A 19,215-nucleotide genomic window follows, 5' to 3' on the forward strand; every position below is an offset into this window, starting at 1 on the left:
GTCGCATTATGGCAGGGATCAACTTAATCTCGTGCTGTAATAGATGTCTGAAAATTGCAGTGGCATATTGAAATGTAGGGAATACGGGAAATAGAATATCAGCGTGATGAATTCCCCTGAGCGGCGGAGCATACTGGTCATGGATATCGGTGTTCTCTACACATGCAGGCTGATGTTGACCAGTCGTTAGCCTACCGGAAGGCACCCGGCATCACATTCACACAGATACGCAACAAACAAAAGTCCGTTAAGCAGTCTGGCCTTATTTATTTCAGTTTTGTTATTTTATTATCCAGTCTGTAATGTGCATTATTATTAGATATCAACGAAGAAAAGTTTCATATTCTTATCCAGTAATGGAATTTATGGCTTGACATGGGTTGTATCACTAACTTCTGTTGTGGAGTTTTGTTAAAAATTGCATGGAGTGTATAAAATGGCTTTAGTGAATTGTCCCGAGTGTGGGAAAGAAGTTAGTGACTCAGCGCTTAAATGTCCGTCATGCGGGCGCCAGTTGAAGAAACCAAACGTTCATTTTTCAGCAAAATTGCGAAGTGGTATTTATTCTGTTTAATATTTTTATGATTTACTGGCTCGTTGCTGGTCTTGGTGAAAGCGTGGAAGTTATCAGTAATGATCATCTGATGCCGAGAGATCTTGGGCTGCTGTTGGTACCGGGTTAGGTGTAATGATTATCGCCAGTGTCTGGGTTGTTGGCGATATCATTATTGGAATCATTATGTTGTTTACAAGGAAGAAATCATAAGGAGTATGACTTTGCGTAATTTATTCATTATGTTTGCGGCTTTAGTTACAGCATATTCAACAGTAGATTCGGCAGAAGTTGATACAGCCTCTTTGCTTAAGTGTCAGACAGAGGCACAGAAAGATGAGCGTTTAGCCTGCTACGATGAAGTTTTGCCGCCGATAATAACAGAAGATGCACAGACTTCTGTTGGTACAGGTAAATGGCAGATAACAAAAGAAACATCAATAGTTGATGATTCAGAAAATGTTTACATTAGCCTCCCTGCAAATGAGTCAATTCGCTTACAATTTGGGGAGTCAGTCACTCCGGTACTTTCTATCAGGTGTCAGGAGAAAAAAACAGATCTTCTTATCAACTGGGATACGTACCTTGGCTCTCATGAAAAGCAGGTACTGTACAGGCTTGATAAACAAAATGAACAAAAGACCAAATGGAATATATCAAAATGGGATATATTAAACGATTCAAAGGCGGTTTTTTACCACGGAAATCCAATTGAATTTATCCAGTCTTTAGCTAAAGCAAGTAAGTTGTTAGCCATGGTAAAACCATACAATGATAAATCAGTGAGTGCGACATTTGATTTAGCAGGATTGCCGGAAGCACTGAAATCGATTCAGGATGCGTGTAACTGGAAATAATTGCAGTATGTAGCCCAGGAATATCCTGGGCTTTCTGTTTTAGTGTCCAGGAGAAAGGGCCTGGATTACGTGCTGTGGATCGCGCTCTATAGCTCTGAGCAATGCTTTAGCTGGCCCAGTAGGCTCACGTCGCCCTTGCTCCCAGTTCTTTAGTGTGTCTACGCTTACTGAAATCAACTTAGCAAACCCACTCTGAGAAAGACCAGTAGCCGTTCTGATAGCCTTGACCTTAACGGCAGTAACGATTGTTTCACGGGAAGGTTCGCGTGACCCTTCAACGATTTCATTCATCTGCGTCATGCTTTCTTTCAGACGTTCAAATAGTTTTTTGTCCATTACCAGCCCTCATTTAACGCCCTTAACTGGCGTTTTTCATCATCAGATAAATCATCCTGGACGCCTTTTTTGTAGATCAACAGCAGTCTGATTTGTGATTCGGCCAACTTGTGGTAGTAAATCACCCGAACTCCACCACGCTTACCTTTGCCTTTTGCCACCCAGCGAACTTTACGCAAGCCACCGGTATTCTGGATTACATCTCCCCAGTCTGGATTATCTGCCATGAACTGCTGAAACTTGCGGTATTCATCATCACTAAGTAGTTTTTTGACATCTTCAGTGAAGATATTGGTTTCAATGAATAGCATGTGTGTACGTCATTGGCGTATGGTGTAAGTGATATTATCATTCCTGTGGTGTAAGTCAATGGCGTATAGCAAAAGCCCCGCAGCGAGTTGCTACGGGGCTTTTTTCTGTCGAAGTGTGGTCAATATGTGGACAAAATTATGAATAAATCCTTTTATTACATATGATTACTGCGTATTGATTTTCGCCATCCCTGTCTTCCCCCACATGATGTGGGGGTTTTTTTTATCAATCACTTACCTCTCAATCTAAGAAAATACGCCACTTAGAAAAAGCTGTAACGGTGTGGAACGGTTTTAAAATTCTCTGAGTGTGGACACTCAGAGAGGTAATTTATAGCGTCACTCCACAAGGCAGGAAATTATTCAGCTATTCAGATGCTCTCTGAGAAGGCTGTGGAGATTGAGATTCTTCGCATGAGCATTTGTACAAATAGCCTTATGGCGATTTACGACGTCGGCTCAGGACGTGACAGCAAGGAGCAGAAGTAAATGAGCAATAACAACCTAACAGATGAGCAGTTAGAAGAGCTGCTGTCTGAGCTTGAAACGTGCGGGATATATGGAAGACAGGTACGGGCATTATATGAGCTTCAGCAATACCGGAAAGGCGCAGAGCAACGCATCCGGTATTTTATGAAGATGAAGTGGATATCCATCTCAATCCCAAAATCGGTGCGGACTGGCAACTGCGCGGACAACAAAAGCGGGTGGTGATACCGGGGCAGAATGAAAAATATTATCTGGCTGGCGCGTTACATAGCGGAACGGGCAAAGCCAGCTACATGGGCGGCAACAGTAAAAGTTCAGCCTTATTTATCAGTCTGTTGAAACATCTGAAGTCGACGTACCGACGGGCGAAAACCATCACGCTCATCGTGGACAACTACATTATTCACAAAAGCCGGGAAACACAGCGCTGGCTGAAGGAAAATCCGAAGTTCAGGGTGATTTATCAGCCAGTTTACTCGCCATGGGTAAATCATGTTGAACGGCTATGGCAGGCGCTTCATGACACGATAACACGCATTCATCAGTGCCGGACGATGTGGCAGTTGCTGAAAAAAGTCCGACACTTTATGGAAACTGCCAGCCTGTTCCCCGGCGGTAAACATGGTCTGGCAAAAGTGTAGCGGTATTAGGCGCAGCTATTTAGATTGATGCCTGTACCGCCGCAGCATACCCTGCAAGCTAAAAAATTGATGGGTATTGTGCATCGACTGCAACAAATTATGGTCAATGAAAACCTGACACCAGCCGAGCTGGTCGGGTGCGCCGAAATCGTCAGAAATAATTTCGGAAGGATCCATGACATCAGTAATCCGAAAATTGAGGCGTTCATACCGGCAAGAGGGCCGATAGTTCCACCACCGCGTCGACCATAGCAAACGCCGTCAGTGCTGAAACTTGCTTTCAGTGCTGGCGGGGTTGAACAACGAGCGGCGCGAGGCATTAGTGAAGGTATGAGTCTGCTCGAAACTGTCTTCTATATAATTAAGGTATGAGTTATTTAAATGCATTCTCTTTGTGAATGTATTATTTGCCTATCCCTTTTTGTTTAATCTTTTCATGTAAACGTGTTACTTTTCGCTGCATGTACATTTATCAACCGCAGGGGCGGGATATGTATTATAGCGATTCAATCATAAGAGAAATGCAGGCAGAAAAGCTAATGGCGTTGCAGCTTGATAAGGCTGTGAATGACCTTGGCAAGCAAGTATTAGAAACAGCCGCCAGAATTAAAGATGGTGCAACCCGCGCAATATATTACACCTCCTGCTTTACTGATAATTACCAAGATGTTTGCTCGAAACTGAAAAGTGAAGATGTTCGCTTCGGTGAGGGGCTTTATCAGCTTTTTCGTGACCGTCGCATTGTTTACGATTTGATTGAGGTTTATTTCAAAGATGTGTTGCAACATAAAACGCAGCAGCAATTAGAGTTTATCAAGTGGCGTTTATTCAAATTGGGCTTAAATATTTCAACCAGTAGCCTAACTGCTGATTCTCTTACGCTTGGGATAACTACGACCGTATGTTTGAGCCTCGGTTTTAGTCCTCTGGTAGTCGGGCGTGTCCGTGCGTTGGCTGGCGGTGCTGTGGGAGTCGCTGGGCTTTATGGTTATGTGCAGCAAGCAGCGGAAAGCGCGGACAGACTTAAGCTTTGGGAGCCTGGATACTATTACGCTCTCTACCTTAGAAAGTTAGAAATGATGTATTTCATCGTAGAACCGATTTTTGTGAAAGCTCGGGCTTTTGAAAATGCTTATCTATCTGATGATGATATTGTGAATATAATCTCCAGGATGGCTAAGTAATGGATTTTTTAAAGAGGTGGTTAAAATATCAAGTCGGTTTTTTTGCTCGCACTTATATACCCGCCATCGCTATTTTTATTTTTTTTATGGTTGTGGTTAAATTTTTTCCTGCTTACGCTGTTCAATCAACCGGAGTCTTTGCCGTTGTAGTGTTCATCGTTGTTTATCTTACGGCTAAGCCGTCAAAATGATTTTTAAAAGGATGTGAATTATGTCTACTCCAGCGCATTTATGGTTAACTGATAAAAACGGCTCGCCTATTGTAGGCGGCTGCATGATGCCTACCCGGCTCGGTTCGATTGACCAAACTACGCCTATTCTATTCCGCGCGCTTTGCGAGGGGCGGACCCTTAAGTCGGCAACAATCCGGATGTATAGAATTACCGAGGCGGGGATCGAGACTGAGTATTTTAATATCGTGCTCGAAAATGTAAAAATTAGCAGTATTACCCCCTCGTTACTTCCGGGTGGAGTAAGTGGAACTCATATGGAGGCTATAGAGCTTCGCTACGAAAACATCACATGGAAGTACACAGACGGAAATATCTTGTTTAAAGATGGCTGGAATGTTCGCTGGACGGCGTAACCGCAAAAACAGAGAAAACCTCCGCTGCCGCAGGTTGCATGCGCTGCTGCGACTTTCCCTCGCGCCAGTGCTGGCGCGGTCTGTCGTCGTGGGTCGCTGAGTAGTGATGTGTCGTTGGTAGTGGTCATAAAACCTCACTGTGATGAGTACACGGCAAGGCTAAAGATTCAGGAGGGATGAATCGCTAACCTCCTGTTGTGTCAGGGGTTGCACTTCTGTAATCGGTGGCTGGCAAGGGAGGGAGTCGGGAAACTACATCCGACCCGATAACCCAACTCAGGATACCTGACTCATGGCTAAAAAAATTTCGAAATGGTTTCGCATCGGCGTCGAGGGGGACACCTGCGACGGTCGTGTCATCAGTGCGACCGATATTCAGGAAATGGCCGATGGCTTTGACCCGCGCGTCTACGGCTGTCGCATTAACCTCGAGCATAACCTCGGCGGGAATGGCTTCACGACGGCTGTAGAGCTCGAGGTGATGCTCTCTGATGTGGAGTATGAAACAGATGTGGGGGTTTTTTTTGCCTGTTAATTAGGAAATTTATCCTTCACCGCTATCCGCTATACTAGCCGCAGAAACGAGCGGGAGTGTCTATGAACCAATCCTATGGACGACTTGTCAGCAGGGCGGCGATCGCGGCGACGATCATGGCCTCTTTGCTGCTGGTGATTAAAATTTTTGCGTGGTGGCTGACCGGTTCCGTCAGTATTCTGGCGGCGCTGGTAGATTCGCTGGTAGATATCGCCGCCTCGCTGACCAACCTGCTGGTGGTGCGCTATTCGCTGCAGCCAGCAGATGAAGAACATACCTTTGGCCACGGTAAAGCAGAGTCGCTGGCAGCGCTGGCGCAAAGCATGTTCATTTCCGGATCGGCGCTGTTCCTGTTCCTTACCGGCATTCAGCATCTGGTGCAACCAGAGCCGATGAACCAGCCGGGGATCGGGGTGATTGTGACGGTTATTGCGCTCATCAGCACCCTGATACTGGTCACGTTTCAGCGCTGGGTGGTGCGAAAAACGCAAAGCCAGGCCGTTCGTGCCGATATGCTACATTATCAGTCTGATGTTATGATGAACGGTGCGATTCTGGTGGCGCTGGGGCTTGCCTGGCACGGCTGGCATCGCGCCGATGCCTTGTTTGCGCTGGGCATTGGCATCTATATTTTATATAGCGCGTTGCGTATGGGTTATGATGCGGTGCAGTCGTTGCTGGATCGTGCTTTGCCGGACGATGAACGTAGCGAAATAATCAGTATCGTGACAAGCTGGCCCGGCGTCAGCGGCGCACATGATCTTCGAACGCGGCAGTCAGGGCCGACCCGCTTTATTCAGATTCATTTGGAAATGGAAGATAACCTGCCATTAGTTCAGGCGCATTTAGTGGCTGAGCAGGTCGAGCAGGCAATTTTGCAGCGTTTTCCGGGCTCTGACGTGATTATTCACCAGGATCCCTGCTCAGTGGTACCCCAGGGTCGCCAGGGGCAGTTTGAACTTTCGTAATCGGTTGTAAATTTACGGGCCGGGCTGGCATTTTTTGTATAAATTACCGCCGTTTGGTCTGACCTGAATCAATTCAGCACGAAGAGCTTGATATACTATTGCTAATAGAGTCGTTCACTCCCCGGTCCGGGAGCGCTTCGGGCAGAAGAATTAATTTTTAGCATTCCTAAGTTCAGAGGTAGTCATGATTAAAAAAATCGGTGTGTTGACAAGTGGCGGTGATGCTCCGGGCATGAACGCGGCGATCCGCGGCGTTGTGCGCGCAGCCTTGTCAGAAGGTCTGGAAATTTTTGGTATCTACGATGGATATCAGGGGTTGTATGAAGATCGTATGGTTCAGCTCGACCGTTACAGCGTCTCCGATATGATCAACCGTGGCGGCACCTTCCTCGGTTCAGCGCGTTTCCCGGAATTCCGCGATGAAAATATTCGTGCTGTGGCTATCGAAAACATGAAAAAACGTGGACTTGATGCGCTGGTGGTTATCGGCGGTGATGGTTCTTACCTCGGTGCACAGCGTTTGACTGAAATGGGCTTCCCATGCATCGGTCTGCCGGGCACCATCGACAACGACATCAAAGGCACTGACTACACCATCGGTTTCTTCACCGCATTGGGTACCGTGGTTGAAGCGATTGACCGCCTGCGTGACACCTCTTCTTCTCACCAGCGTATCTCCATCGTTGAAGTGATGGGCCGTTACTGTGGCGACCTGACCCTGGCGGCAGCAATTGCTGGTGGCTGTGAGTTCGTTGTGGTGCCGGAAGTCGAATTCAACCGTAATGATCTGGTGGCTGAAATCAAAGCGGGCATTGCGAAAGGCAAGAAACACGCGATTGTGGCAATCACTGAACACGTCTGCGACGTTGACGAACTGGCGCACTTCATTGAGAAAGAAACTGGCCGTGAAACCCGTGCAACCGTTCTGGGTCACATCCAGCGTGGTGGTTCTCCGGTTCCTTACGACCGTATTCTTGCCTCTCGCATGGGCGCTTACGCGATTGAACTGCTGCTGCAGGGCTACGGCGGACGTTGCGTTGGTATCCAGAACGAGAAACTGGTTCACCACGACATCATCGATGCGATCGAAAACATGAAGCGTCCGTTCAAGACTGACTTGCTGGACTGCGCGAAGAAACTGTACTGATGGGTTGAGCCTGTTGGCAGAATAAAAAAAGCCTTCTCACTGAGAAGGCTTTTTTGTGGGGAATCATTCGATATCAAGGGGATCTTCGGACAGGATTATGCCGGTATTATCGGCATACAGATGATCACCAGAGAAGAAGGTGACGCCGCCGAAATTGACACGAATGTCGCTTTCGCCAATGCCTTCACCCGCGGCACCCACCGGGATCGCCGCCAGCGCCTGAATGCCCAGATCCATCTCTTCCAGGTCATCCACCTGACGCACCGCGCCATAGATGACAATGCCTTCCCATTCATTCTGAACGGCAAGACGGGCCAGATCGGCATCAAGTAATGCCCGACGGACAGAACCGCCGCCATCAACCAGCAGAATGCGACCACGGCCGTTCTGTTCGAGCATATCGTACAGCAACCCGTTATCCTCGAAACATTTCACCGTGATGATCTGCCCACCAAACGACGAACGTCCTCCAAAGTTGGAGAACAGCGGTTCCACGACGTTGACATCTTCCTGATAGATGTCACAAAGCTCGGAAGTATCGTATTTCATAGGATTTACGTTCAGTTGCTGCGAGAGTTTTCAGTATATCGCGCTAAGTGTGTTGTTGGCAAAATCATCAATTGTTAATTGATATTTGTCAGTTACGCTGCGAGCCTGCTGCCGATAATTCCAATCACAAACAGCAGGTTAGTCAGCAACGCAGCTTTTACTGTCTGTTCAAGCATTGGGCGCATGGCTGCCGGATCGCGTTCGCGCACCACATAACGGGCCTGTTTCACCAGTAGCGGCGCGGCGAGAATAAACAGCCAGCCCCAAAGGCTGTGCAGCGAAATCAGGTTAAATAGCGCCAGGCAGAGCAGGGCGCCCATCAGCAGACAAACATGATAACGGCGCGCATTAACCGGGCCGAGACGTACGGCGAGGGTGTTTTTGCCGTTTTCGCTGTCGCTGGTAATGTCGCGCAGGTTATTGATATTCAGCACCGCCGTTGCCAGCAAACCACAGGCGGTGGCAGGAAGGAAAATCGCCGGATGGATGTTGTGCGCCTGTAGATACCAGCTCCCCATCACGCTCAACCAGCCAAAGAAAATCAGCACTGAAATGTCGCCAAGCCCGATATAGCCATACGGACGTGTGCCAACGGTATAGGTGATCGCGGCGATGATCGATAATCCGCCAAGCACCAGAAAACCGATAAAATCGCCAATTCCCTGATACGCGGCGAACAGCAGCGCCAGACCGGAGAGGCAAATCAGTACCACGGTGACGATCAGCGCTCGTTTCATCTGCTGTTGGGTTATCACCCCTTTCTGCATACCGCGCAGCGGGCCAAGACGATCAGGCTTATCGCTGCCCTTCACGGCATCGCCATAGTCGTTTGCCAGGTTGGATAAAATTTGCAGTAAACCGGCAGTGATCAACGCCAGTACAGCGACCAGCGGATCGAAATATCCTTGCCACCAGGCGAGCGCGGTACCGACGACAATCGCGGCGAAGGCGAGGGGCAATGTTTTAGGGCGGAGGCTTTCCAGCCAGGCCTGAGTGCGGCTAATTTCAGTCATAGTTCCAGCCAAAAAAATGGGGGCGAAAGCCCCCATCAACAACGATGAAAATGCATTTACCGCGATTATAGAATAAAACGGCTCAGATCTTCATCTGCCACCAACGCATCCAGATGTTTGCTCACATAATCTGCGTCAATGGTAATGGTTTTGCCGCCCAGTTCGCTGGCATCGAAGGAGATTTCCTCCACCAGACGCTCCAGCACGGTGTGCAAACGACGCGCACCGATGTTCTCAGTAGACTCGTTAACCTGCCATGCAGCCTGAGCAATACGCTTGATGCCGTCGTCGGTAAAGTCGATGTTGACCCCTTCGGTGGCCATCAACGCTTTGTACTGAACGGTGACGGAGGCGTTTGGCTCAGTCAGGATACGCTCGAAATCTTCCGTGGTCAGCGCCTGCAGTTCAACGCGAATCGGCAGACGCCCCTGCAGTTCCGGGATCAGGTCAGACGGACTGGCCACCTGGAACGCCCCGGAGGCGATAAACAGAATGTGATCGGTTTTCACCATGCCGTGTTTGGTAGAGACGGTACAGCCTTCCACCAGTGGCAGCAGGTCGCGCTGTACGCCTTCGCGGGAAACATCCGGGCCGGAGGTGTTGCCGCCGCGCTTACAGATTTTGTCGATTTCGTCGATGAACACAATCCCGTGCTGCTCAACGGCATCGATGGCGTCCTGCTTCAGCTCTTCCGGGTTCACCAGTTTCGCCGCTTCTTCTTCCACCAGCAGTTTCAGCGCGTCTTTGATCTTCAGCTTACGTGGTTTCTGTTTCTGACCGCCCAGGTTCTGGAACATGGACTGCAACTGGCTGGTCATCTCTTCCATTCCCGGCGGCGCCATGATCTCAACGCCCATCGGCGCTGCCGCCAGGTTTATTTCGATTTCTTTATCGTCAAGCTGGCCTTCGCGCAGTTTTTTGCGGAATGCCTGACGCGCGGCAGACGGCTCCTGCGCCGCTTCGGCCTGGCCCCAGTTGTTTTTTGCCGGGGGGATCAGCACATCAAGAATGCGCTCTTCCGCCAGCTCCTCCGCGCGATAGCGGTTTTTCTCGATCGACTGCATACGCACCATTTTCACGGCGGCATCGGTCAGATCGCGGATAATCGAATCCACTTCTTTACCGACATAACCCACCTCGGTGAATTTGGTGGCTTCCACTTTAATAAACGGCGCGTTCGCCAGTTTCGCCAGACGACGGGCGATTTCCGTTTTACCGACACCGGTCGGGCCGATCATCAGAATATTTTTAGGCGTCACTTCATGGCGCAGCTCTTCATCCAGCTGCATACGGCGCCAGCGATTGCGCAAGGCAATAGCCACGGAGCGCTTCGCCGCATCCTGGCCGATAATATGTTTGTCCAGTTCGCTGACAATTTCGCGTGGGGTCATTTCAGACATGGGAGATCCTTACGCTTTAGAAGGTAATTCTTCGATGGTGTGGAAATGGTTGGTGTAGATGCAGATATCACCTGCAATATCCAGCGCTTTGACCGCAATGTCGCGGGCGCCCATTTCGGTGTTTTCCAGCAACGCGCGGGCCGCGGCCTGTGCATAAGGGCCACCGGAGCCAATGGCGATCAGATCGTTTTCAGGCTGAACGACGTCACCGTTACCGGTGATGATCAGGGAGGCGTTTTCGTCCGCGACGGCAAGCAGGGCTTCGAGCTTGCGCAACATTCGGTCAGTGCGCCAGTCTTTTGCCAGCTCAACGGCGGCTTTTACCAGATGGCCCTGATGCATTTCCAGTTTACGTTCAAACAGTTCGAACAGCGTGAAAGCATCTGCGGTGCCGCCAGCGAAACCGGCAATCACTTTGTCGTTATACAGACGGCGGACTTTTTTCACGTTGCCTTTCATGACGGTATTGCCCAGCGTGGCCTGACCATCACCGGCGATAACCACATGACCGTTACGGCGAACACTTACTATTGTTGTCACGAGCAGACCCCTTGGTTGCAATTCAGAATACGCGCCCCGCACAGTGTTTGGGGCAGAATGCAATTATAGATGGGGGGCAATTCGGGGGTTTCAACCCCCGGCGCCGAGACGAATGCAGTTTGTGTGACCGGCCAGCTTCAGGCGGTTGATGGTGCTATCGGCGTTCTCTTTCCCTTTTACCGGGCCGATAACGACGCGATTCCAGCCGTTGTTGGTGGTGATGCGGGAGTCGAAACCTTCAAAGGCGAGTTGAGCACGCACGGTTTCGGCCTGGTCGACACCTTTAAACGAGCCGCACTGTACCATCCAGCGGCGTTCGTCTTTTTTCTCCGCAGTGGCCTTCGGTGCTTCCGGCTCGCGCGTGACCGGCGCCGCCTGCTGCGTTTTCGGCTGCTGCACCGTGGTATGCGCAGGCGTCTGGATCAGATCCTGATAAGGCTGCTGGCTGGACGCGGTTTGCTTCGGCTGCTGCGTCTGACGCGGCGGCTGGCTCGTTTGCACCGTGCGCGGCTGCTCCGCAACGCGGGGTTGCGCTTTCGGCTGCTGAACCGGCGGTGTTTGCGTCCATTGTTGTTGCTGCTGCGCCTGCTGCTGTTGCTGCGCCAGACGCTGACGCTGCAACGTTTGCTGGCGCTGCTCAGGCGTTTGCTCGTTCCACGGCACTTCAGTGAGTTGCGTCGGTTGCTGGCGCATATCAGCCTGCATCTGTGCTAACAACTGGCGCTGTTCGTCCGTCAGTTGATCAGCATTTTTCACTTCGCCGCCCGCAGACGGTTCCGTCGGCGCGCGAACACCCGGCTGACGGCTTTCCAGCTCTTTAATGTAACGCCAGCGCTCTTCGGGTTTTGGCGGCAGCCCGTTGCCCGTCATCTGACGGTTCTGCAACGTATCGGCATCTTCTTTCTTGTGGTGGGTAATAAAGTACAGGCCACCGATAAAGGCCACCAGCACAGCCGCAGCGATGGCGACCATTGCCGGTGAAACGGAAGAAAAGCTGCTCTGCTTTTTCCTTGAGGTGCTCTTTTTGCGCCGCGAAGGAGCCGGTTGGCCGCGGCGTACATAATCTCGTTGTGCCACTATCGTTTCGCTGTATTTATTCGTTTCTCAGCCCGCCATGTTACTTAAGCGGCGGGGCTTTGACCAGATGACCGTGTCCGAAAGCCGTTTGCTTTAGGGATTTATTTTGCGCGTAGTACCACGAACAATCAGTTCACAGTCGAGTAAACGCGAGCCGCTGCTGACATTTTGCCCGTGCAACTGGTCCAGTAACAACAGCATCGCCTCGCGGCCGATATCAAAACGCGGTTGAGAGACGGTGGTCAACGGCGGGTCGCAAAACTCCGATAACGAGATGTTATCAAAGCCAATAAGAGACAAATCATTCGGGATTTTCAGCCCACGACGCTTCGCATACGAGAGCGCACCCAGCGCCATGATGTCGCTGTGGCAGAACACTGCCGTCGGCGGTTTTGGCAGCGCCAGCAGTTGTTCCAGCGCCTGGCCGCCCGCTTCATAGGTGAAATTGCCGCGCGCAATATAGTGCGGATCAACCGTGATGCCGTTACGACGCAGCGCCTGTACGTAGCCCTGCAGGCGGTAGTGACACAGCGGCATCTCTTCGGGACCCGCAATACAGCCAATTCGCTCATGGCCCAGTTCGTGGAGATAATTAACGGCGTCAAAGGCGGCGGTCAGGTTGTCGATGTGAACAGTCGGCAATTCAAGCTCAGGCGCGAACTCGTTGGCCATCACCATCGGCGGCAAATTGCGTTGCTCTTCAATGCTGGCGTCGAACGGCAGCCGTGAGCCCAGCAGCAGCATGCCATCAATCTGTTTGGTGATGATCAGATCAATGAAGGTTTTTTCCTGCTGATTCTGATGCGCGCAGTCGCCAATCAGCACCAGATAGCCATGCTTTGCTGCGGTGACTTCAATACCGCGGATGGTTTCGCTGAAAAAGGGATCGCAGATATCCGGGACAATCACCAGAATGGTACGCGATTCGTTGCGCTTCATGTTGCGACCGAGTGACTGCGGTAAATAGCCAACTTCCAGCGCCGCCTGCTCAACCCGGTTGCGGGTGGCCTGCGACACTTTGTCGGGATTCATTAGCGCACGGGACACGGTTGCTGTTGAGACGTTGGCCTTTATGGCAACGTCCCTCATAGTAGCAGCAACGACCTCTTTTTTCGGCTTCACCTGGTTTCTCCTCACTGACGGGCACAGACACATCCGTTGTCTCTGACTCAAGCTCACATTTTTATCAGATAGTGGGTCATGGGAGTTACAGAATTTTCATGAAAAATGTGATGAATCTTGAATTTCTCGATCTGGCTCGCAGGGAAAGGCCTTAGCCTTCAATTGGATCAACATCCAGCACCCATTTCACTTTGCGTGATTCCGGCAGCGTATTAATGAGCGCCAGCGTGCCGCTCACGATATGTTGCAGGCGGATGCGGGAAGGGTGTTGCAGTAAAATTTGCCAGCGCCAGCGACCGCCGCGTTTCGGCGCCAGCGCAGGTACCGGGCCAAGTACCCATAGTTTGTCGTCCGCCAGCGGGCTTGCCTGAATCAGATTGCGCAACTGCTGCAGAAACAGCGGTGCCAGCTGGTTGTTATGATCTTCCGCGCGGATCAGCACGTGGCTGGTCCACGGTGGGAGCTGCATGGTCTGACGCTCGGCCAGCGCCTGTTGAGCAAAGGCGTCATAGCCCTGATGCAGCAGCGTTTGCAGCAGTGGGTGTTCCGGGTGATGGGTTTGCAGGATCACCTCGCCCTGTTTCCCGGCGCGACCAGCGCGACCGGAGACCTGGGTATACAGTTGCGCAAAGCGTTCCGCCGAGCGGAAATCGGCTGAGAACAGCGCGCCATCGACATCCAGCAGCGCCACCAGCGTGACGTCCGGGAAATGGTGGCCTTTCGCCAGCATCTGCGTGCCAATGAGAATGCGGGCGCCGCCGCGATGCACCTCTTCCAGATATTTTTCCAGCGCACCTTTGCGGCTGGTGGTGTCGCGGTCAATGCGGGAGACGGGTATGCCCGGAAACAGCGGGGCAAGCGCCTGCTCAAGCTGTTCTGTCCCCAGTCCGACCGGCACCAGATGTGTGGAGCCGCACGACGGACACTGGCGCGGCACCGAGCGCTGACTGTCGCAGTGGTGGCAGCGTAACTGCTGCTGCGTCTGATGCAGCGTGTAATAGCTGTCACAGCGCGGGCATTCGGCAATCCAGCCGCAGTCGTGGCACAGCAGCGCAGGCGCAAAACCACGGCGGTTCAAAAACAGGATCACCTGATTGTTCGCCTGCAAATGCTGGCGCATGCGGCTCATCAGTGCAGGCGATAGTCCGGCCTGTAGCGGCTGGCTTTTGAGATCCAGCACATGTTGATTTGCCGGACGCGCGTTACCGGCGCGTTTCGTCAGGTTTAGCTGGTGGTATTTGCGCTGGCGGACGTTGTGCAGGGTTTCCAGCGCGGGCGTCGCCGAACCGAGGACAATCGGGATTTGCTCGCTGTGTGCGCGGTAGACCGCCAGATCGCGGGCGTGATAGCGCCAGCCTTCCTGCTGTTTATATGAGCTGTCATGCTCTTCATCGATAACGATGACGCCGAGATTTTTAAACGGCGTAAATAAGGAAGAACGCGTGCCGATAACGATCGCCGCCTCGCCATTTTTGGCTTTCAGCCAGGCGGACAGGCGTTCGCTGTCGTTGAGGCCGGAATGCAGCACTTCCACCGGGGCGTTAAAGCGCTGACGAAAACGGGCGATGGTCTGCGGCGTCAGGCCAATTTCCGGCACCATCACCAGCGCCTGTTTTCCCTGCGCCAGTACGTTTTCCAGTACGCTCAGATAGACTTCGGTTTTTCCGGAACCGGTGACGCCAGCCAGCAGCCAGGCGGAAAAGCGATCCGCTGCGCTGTGAATGGCGCCGACGGCGGTGGCTTGCTCGGTATTGAGCCGCAGGCGCTCGCCCGCCACCGCGTAGTCGCTGTGCCAGCCGGCTAAGGGCGGCATCTCGTTCGCCAGTTCGCACAGCCCTTTCGTTCTCAGCGTTTGTAGTGTGGCGTCAGTAAAATGGAGTTCCGCGACCTGATGGCGCCAGATTTTCCCCTGGCGAAGCGCGGCCAGCGCCTGCTGTTGTTTTGGCGAACGCTTCAGGCTATGAATGTCGACCGCCTGGCCCTGTTCCGTGGCGAACCAGTACCACAGCGGCGCATGGCTGGCCGGTTTGCCCTGGCGCAGCAGGACGGGTAAGGCGTGAAAAAGCACATCGCCGACAGGATGATGGTAATAATCCGCAGCCCACAGCAACATTCGCCAGACGGTAGAGGTGAAGACTGATTCGTTATCCAGCACGTCAGCCACGATTTTCAATTCATCAAATGGCAACTCGCTTTTCTCGCTCACCGAGACCACGATGCCGATCCGCTCCTGTTTGCCAAACGGCACGCGTACGCGACACCCGGCTTTGGTATCCATGCCGTCAGGCAGCAGATAGTCAAAAGTGCGGGGCAACGGAACGGGCAAGGCAACGTGAGCAACGAGCATTGAATCTTCCTGACTTGAAAAGTGGCGCGTTAGTATACACATTACACGACGGGGACGTGCGGATCAGTTTGCATCCGATGGTTAAATTCTGTATGATTCGCCGCCTTTAATGCGAAATAGTCGCGTTAAACTACCTATATTATTAACATCGCGTGGTGTCCGGCGTTAGGGCTGGAAGAGCGACGCGGCCTTAACTGAGGTTTCCCATGAAAAAAGGTATTCACCCGAATTATGTAGAAATTACTGCAACTTGCTCTTGCGGTAATGTGATCAAAACCCATTCTACCGTGGGTCACGATCTGAACCTGGACGTGTGCAGCAAATGCCACCCGTTCTACACTGGTAAGCAGCGTGACGTTGCGACCGGTGGTCGTGTAGACCGCTTCAACAAGCGTTTCAGCATCCCGGGCAGCAAATAAGATTTGCTTCCAGAAAAAAGCGCCGCGAGGCGCTTTTTTTTGTCTCTGCTCTTCATCATCGCACGGCCCTTTCCTGATTGTGTAGCGCAACGTTTATCGAAGTCGCCAGTTCTTTAAATGAAACGATGTTTCTTATTTAATGATAAATTGTTTTTATTATTGATCTCGGTCTTTGTAACCTTTCGTTTTCTGCCATCAATTTTATTTTGTGGCAAAATTTAAAAGGTTTTTATGATGGCGCTGCCATAGAGTTCATGACGCTACATAATCCTGTTATCAGACTTTGTGATTTTTACTTTGGTGTAAATCGCAGGGTTATTCTCTTGCTGGGATCTCACTTTTTGAGAGGGTTAGTCATGAAAATAAAATATGCTTTATTACTTATTCCGTTATTATCTTGTACCGCGCAAGCAGGTTATGTTGATTACCGTCATGAATATTACGATGACGGACGTAACTATGACCGTATTTATATGTCACATCGTTTTGCAACAGGATTTGGGGTTGCTGTAGAAGCCATTTCTCGTTCCGATGATGCACAGTCGAATAGTGCCTGGAATAACATGGAAAGCAATGGCAACGAGTATACGGCGAGTTACCAGTTCACCTGGCAGGATCTGATCTGGCAGCCTGGGATCGCGGTTGAAACAGGTGATAACATCACGATCTATAAGCCTTATATCCGCGTACAGTACAACATTAACGATAGCTGGTGGACCGCCTTCCGCTATCGCCAGGAGTATGCGCGCAGAAACGCCGATGGTAAGGATGACCGTATGGTGTACCGCCCTGAAGCCTGGATCGGCTATAACATCGCTGACTGGATGTTTGAGCTAAATGGCATTTATAAAATTGCCGATAGCGAAGATTTATATAACAACAAAAAAGAAGATTACGAATATAACTTCCGCGTGGCTTACAAATTTGGATCCTGGGTTCCTTTTGCTGAAATTGGTAATGTCTCTTCCGGCTATAACACCACGACAACGTCTGATCGACAAACCCGTTATCGTGTCGGCATTGGTTATAACTTCTGACCTGCGATGCCATTAAATAACGAGTAATTTATGGCAGCGTATTGAATTCTGTTGTGTATATAGCAGGAAAGAAAAAATGAATAAGCGCAAAATTGGCATTGTCAATTACCTGGCCTATGGTTCCGGGGATTGTCTGGGCGCAGGGACGACAGCGCTCACAGCAGCATGGTTACTTTATTTCTACACGACGTTTTGTGGATTAACACCGATTGAAGCGACCTTTATATTCGCCATGGCAAGAATACTGGACGCCGTGGTAAGCCCCCTGATGGGTTATCTTACTGATAACTTCGGTAATACGTGGGCAGGAAAGCGTTTTGGTCGCCGTAAGTTCTTTATTTTACTGGGGATCCCCTGTGTTTTCTCGTATAGCCTGATGTGGATGGGCGATATGGGATACTGGTATTATCTGGTGACGTATCTGCTGTTTGATGTGGTCTACACGATGATCCTGGTGCCTTATGAAACACTGGTGCCGGAGATGACGGATGATTTCAAACAAAAAACCAAATTTTCCGGCGCGCGTATTGGTATGGCGCAGCTTTCAGCGATCCTTGCGGCGTTTTTGCCCGGTATATTGTTGAACCACTTCGGTAAAGACAACGCGATCTCCTTCTTCTACGCCAGCCTGGTATTTTCCATCATGTGCGCCATCGTGCTGACACTGGTGTGGTGTTTTACCTGGGAGCGCGATCGCAGTGAAGAAGAGCTTGCCGCTCAGGCGCAAAAACTGACACTCGGCCAAAGCCTGCATCGACTGATCATTGAACTGAGTTCAACGTTCCGCATCCGCATTTTCCGCCAACACCTTGGAATGTACCTGGGCGGCTATATCGCACAGGATGTCTTTAACGCCGTATTTACCTACTACGTGGTGTTTGTGTTGATGCAAAGCCCGACGCTGGCCTCTGACCTGATGGGAACCATGGCGATTCTGCAATTTATTGCTGTAATGGCGATGATCCCGCTGTGCATCCGCTTTGGACAGGCGCCTTCCTACCGGGTGGTGGTCACGTTATTTGGCCTCAGTGCGCTGTCCTATGCCGGGCTTTATTATAGCGGGATGAGCGACAACTACTCACTGTTGCTGCTTATCTCTGCCATTGCCGGCCTGGGTCGCGGTGGCATCAACTATATTCCGTGGAATATCTATACCTATATTGCTGACGTCGATGAAGTGGTCACCGGTCAGCGTCGCGAGGGGATTTTCGCCGGGATTATGACGCTGACGCGTAAAGCCTCGCAGGCAGGTGCGGTCATGCTGGTGGGTATCGTTATGCAGCTTTCCGGCTTTGTATCCGGCCAGCCTACGCAGGTTCCCGGCGTGAGTCACACCATCCTGATGATCCTCAGCGTGGGTACGGTATGCGTTTTGCTGATTGGCTTTTTGATCTCCCTGAAGTTCCGCCTGAATCTCAAGACGCACAGTGTGCTGCGTGAGGAAACCCTGAAAATGCGCGTGGCGGGTCGACTGACGCCAGAGGCCATCACTCCGCAGGCACGTCAGACGGTAGAGATGCTGGCAGGGATGCCTTATGAGAAGCTATGGGGTAACAATACGATTGGTTACCTGAACCGGCAGAAGGCGCTACAAAGCTAACAGATAATATTTGCCCGGTGGCGTTGTACCGCCGGGCATGGATGACTGACATGATTGGCCGATACTCACCGCCATCAACGCGTCAGTATTCCCACGTCTCCGGGTCGATTCCCAGTTCGCGCATGATCACTTTCGCTTCTTCCGGAATTTCATCACTACGTTCTTTACGCAGGTCAGCATCGTCAGGTAGCGGTTGGCCGGTGAAAGCATGCAAAAACGCTTCACACAGCAGTTCGCTATTGGTGGCGTGACGCAGATTGTTCACCTGACGACGGGTACGTTCATCGGTGAGGATTTTCAACACCTTCAGAGGAATGGAAACCGTAATTTTTTTTACTTGTTCACTCTTCTTACCGTGCTCAGCGTATGGGCTGATATATTCGCCGCTCCATTCAGCCATGAGATACCTTTAATCCTGTCAGTCATTAATAAAGGGCCAGAAGCTGTCGCTCAGACCATAAACGTGCGTATTTTACCGTAGAGGCGCAGCCGTGACACGGGGAA

The 19,215-nt window shown here is 51.1% G+C and carries 20 protein-coding genes and 3 pseudogenes; 13 read left to right on the plus strand and 10 right to left on the minus strand.

Translation table 11 applies throughout. The features are described from left to right. The first annotated feature begins 436 nt into the window (after nt 1-436). Both GTGU_RS24935 and GTGU_RS17805 read left to right on the plus strand, forming a co-directional pair. Nucleotides 437-766 (plus strand): annotated as a pseudogene (locus GTGU_RS24935) (zinc ribbon domain-containing protein). A gap of 5 nt (nt 767-771) precedes the next feature. Beyond that, complete coding sequence (locus GTGU_RS17805) at nt 772-1,410, plus strand: type VI secretion system-associated protein TagO (RefSeq protein WP_038160198.1); 639 nt, start codon at nt 772-774, stop codon at nt 1,408-1,410. A gap of 39 nt (nt 1,411-1,449) precedes the next feature. Here GTGU_RS17805 and nadS read toward each other — a convergent pair whose 3' ends face one another. Both nadS and GTGU_RS17815 read right to left on the minus strand, forming a co-directional pair. Further along, on the minus strand, nt 1,450-1,746 hold the full coding sequence (nadS, locus tag GTGU_RS17810; RefSeq protein ID WP_038160200.1) for a NadS family protein: 297 nt from the start codon (nt 1,744-1,746) through the stop codon (nt 1,450-1,452). Then, the gene (locus tag GTGU_RS17815) at nt 1,746-2,057 is read right to left on the minus strand and encodes a type II toxin-antitoxin system RelE/ParE family toxin (protein ID WP_038160204.1); all 312 of its coding nucleotides are present in this window, start codon (nt 2,055-2,057) and stop codon (nt 1,746-1,748) included. Before GTGU_RS17815 ends, nadS begins: the two co-directional genes overlap by 1 nt. A gap of 614 nt (nt 2,058-2,671) precedes the next feature. Here GTGU_RS17815 and GTGU_RS17820 point away from each other — a divergent pair. The 8 genes and pseudogenes from GTGU_RS17820 to pfkA all read left to right on the plus strand — a co-directional run. After that, nucleotides 2,672-3,187: pseudogene (locus tag GTGU_RS17820) on the plus strand (IS630 family transposase); the annotation flags it as partial. A gap of 27 nt (nt 3,188-3,214) precedes the next feature. Then, a complete protein-coding gene (locus GTGU_RS26700; protein WP_072012012.1) occupies nt 3,215-3,439 on the plus strand; it encodes a hypothetical protein in 225 nt (74 codons plus the stop codon). Between the two features lie 239 nt (nt 3,440-3,678). Beyond that, on the plus strand, nt 3,679-4,371 hold the full coding sequence (locus GTGU_RS17825) for a hypothetical protein (protein ID WP_038160207.1): 693 nt from the start codon (nt 3,679-3,681) through the stop codon (nt 4,369-4,371). After that, nucleotides 4,371-4,562 (plus strand): hypothetical protein, encoded by a 192-nt coding sequence (locus GTGU_RS17830; protein WP_038160210.1) that lies wholly within the window; start codon nt 4,371-4,373, stop codon nt 4,560-4,562. Before GTGU_RS17825 ends, GTGU_RS17830 begins: the two co-directional genes overlap by 1 nt. A gap of 20 nt (nt 4,563-4,582) precedes the next feature. Beyond that, entirely contained in the window at nt 4,583-4,957 is a 375-nt protein-coding gene (locus GTGU_RS17835; protein ID WP_038160213.1) for an Hcp family type VI secretion system effector, read from the plus strand. Nucleotides 4,958-5,249: 292 nt separating this feature from the next. Further along, nucleotides 5,250-5,402: pseudogene (locus GTGU_RS26380) on the plus strand (GPO family capsid scaffolding protein); the annotation flags it as partial. 152 nt (nt 5,403-5,554) lie between these two features. Continuing rightward, entirely contained in the window at nt 5,555-6,460 is a 906-nt protein-coding gene (gene fieF, locus GTGU_RS17845) for a CDF family cation-efflux transporter FieF (RefSeq protein ID WP_038160218.1), read from the plus strand. Nucleotides 6,461-6,644: 184 nt separating this feature from the next. After that, entirely contained in the window at nt 6,645-7,607 is a 963-nt protein-coding gene (gene pfkA / locus GTGU_RS17850) for a 6-phosphofructokinase (protein WP_038160221.1), read from the plus strand. Between the two features lie 63 nt (nt 7,608-7,670). On the opposite strand, the gene rraA is transcribed toward pfkA, so the two are convergent. The 7 genes from rraA to priA form a co-directional block, all read right to left on the minus strand. After that, nucleotides 7,671-8,156: a ribonuclease E activity regulator RraA gene (gene rraA / locus GTGU_RS17855; RefSeq protein ID WP_038160224.1), complete on the minus strand. Its 486-nt coding sequence runs from the start codon at nt 8,154-8,156 to the stop codon at nt 7,671-7,673. 92 nt (nt 8,157-8,248) lie between these two features. After that, nucleotides 8,249-9,169, minus strand: coding sequence for a 1,4-dihydroxy-2-naphthoate polyprenyltransferase (gene menA / locus GTGU_RS17860; RefSeq protein ID WP_038160227.1), 921 nt, complete (start codon nt 9,167-9,169; stop codon nt 8,249-8,251). A 65-nt stretch (nt 9,170-9,234) separates the two neighbouring features. After that, nucleotides 9,235-10,569 carry an ATP-dependent protease ATPase subunit HslU gene (gene hslU, locus GTGU_RS17865; protein ID WP_038160230.1) on the minus strand — a complete coding sequence of 445 codons (1,335 nt, stop codon included), beginning with the start codon at nt 10,567-10,569 and terminating at the stop codon, nt 9,235-9,237. A gap of 9 nt (nt 10,570-10,578) precedes the next feature. Further along, nucleotides 10,579-11,109, minus strand: a complete 531-nt coding sequence (gene hslV, locus GTGU_RS17870) for an ATP-dependent protease subunit HslV (RefSeq protein ID WP_038160233.1) — start codon at nt 11,107-11,109, stop codon at nt 10,579-10,581. A gap of 90 nt (nt 11,110-11,199) precedes the next feature. Next, nucleotides 11,200-12,186 carry a cell division protein FtsN gene (gene ftsN, locus GTGU_RS17875; protein ID WP_072012013.1) on the minus strand — a complete coding sequence of 329 codons (987 nt, stop codon included), beginning with the start codon at nt 12,184-12,186 and terminating at the stop codon, nt 11,200-11,202. 93 nt (nt 12,187-12,279) lie between these two features. Next, entirely contained in the window at nt 12,280-13,308 is a 1,029-nt protein-coding gene (cytR, locus tag GTGU_RS17880; protein ID WP_038160238.1) for a DNA-binding transcriptional regulator CytR, read from the minus strand. A gap of 151 nt (nt 13,309-13,459) precedes the next feature. Continuing rightward, nucleotides 13,460-15,655, minus strand: coding sequence for a primosomal protein N' (gene priA / locus GTGU_RS17885; RefSeq protein ID WP_038160241.1), 2,196 nt, complete (start codon nt 15,653-15,655; stop codon nt 13,460-13,462). 206 nt (nt 15,656-15,861) lie between these two features. Between priA and rpmE the strand changes: the two genes are divergently transcribed. The 3 genes from rpmE (at nt 15,862) to GTGU_RS17900 (ending at nt 18,711) form a co-directional block, all read left to right on the plus strand. Then, nucleotides 15,862-16,074, plus strand: a complete 213-nt coding sequence (gene rpmE / locus GTGU_RS17890; protein ID WP_038160243.1) for a 50S ribosomal protein L31 — start codon at nt 15,862-15,864, stop codon at nt 16,072-16,074. A gap of 356 nt (nt 16,075-16,430) precedes the next feature. Next, complete coding sequence (locus GTGU_RS17895) at nt 16,431-17,111, plus strand: oligogalacturonate-specific porin KdgM family protein (protein ID WP_038160245.1); 681 nt, start codon at nt 16,431-16,433, stop codon at nt 17,109-17,111. 76 nt (nt 17,112-17,187) lie between these two features. Continuing rightward, a complete protein-coding gene (locus GTGU_RS17900) occupies nt 17,188-18,711 on the plus strand; it encodes an MFS transporter (protein ID WP_038160247.1) in 1,524 nt (507 codons plus the stop codon). A gap of 82 nt (nt 18,712-18,793) precedes the next feature. Here GTGU_RS17900 and metJ read toward each other — a convergent pair whose 3' ends face one another. Further along, entirely contained in the window at nt 18,794-19,111 is a 318-nt protein-coding gene (metJ, locus tag GTGU_RS17905) for a met regulon transcriptional regulator MetJ (protein ID WP_038160250.1), read from the minus strand. Nucleotides 19,112-19,215 lie beyond the last annotated feature (104 nt).

Origin of the sequence: Trabulsiella guamensis ATCC 49490, assembly GCF_000734965.1 — a bacterium.
Lineage (GTDB): Bacteria > Pseudomonadota > Gammaproteobacteria > Enterobacterales > Enterobacteriaceae > Trabulsiella > Trabulsiella guamensis.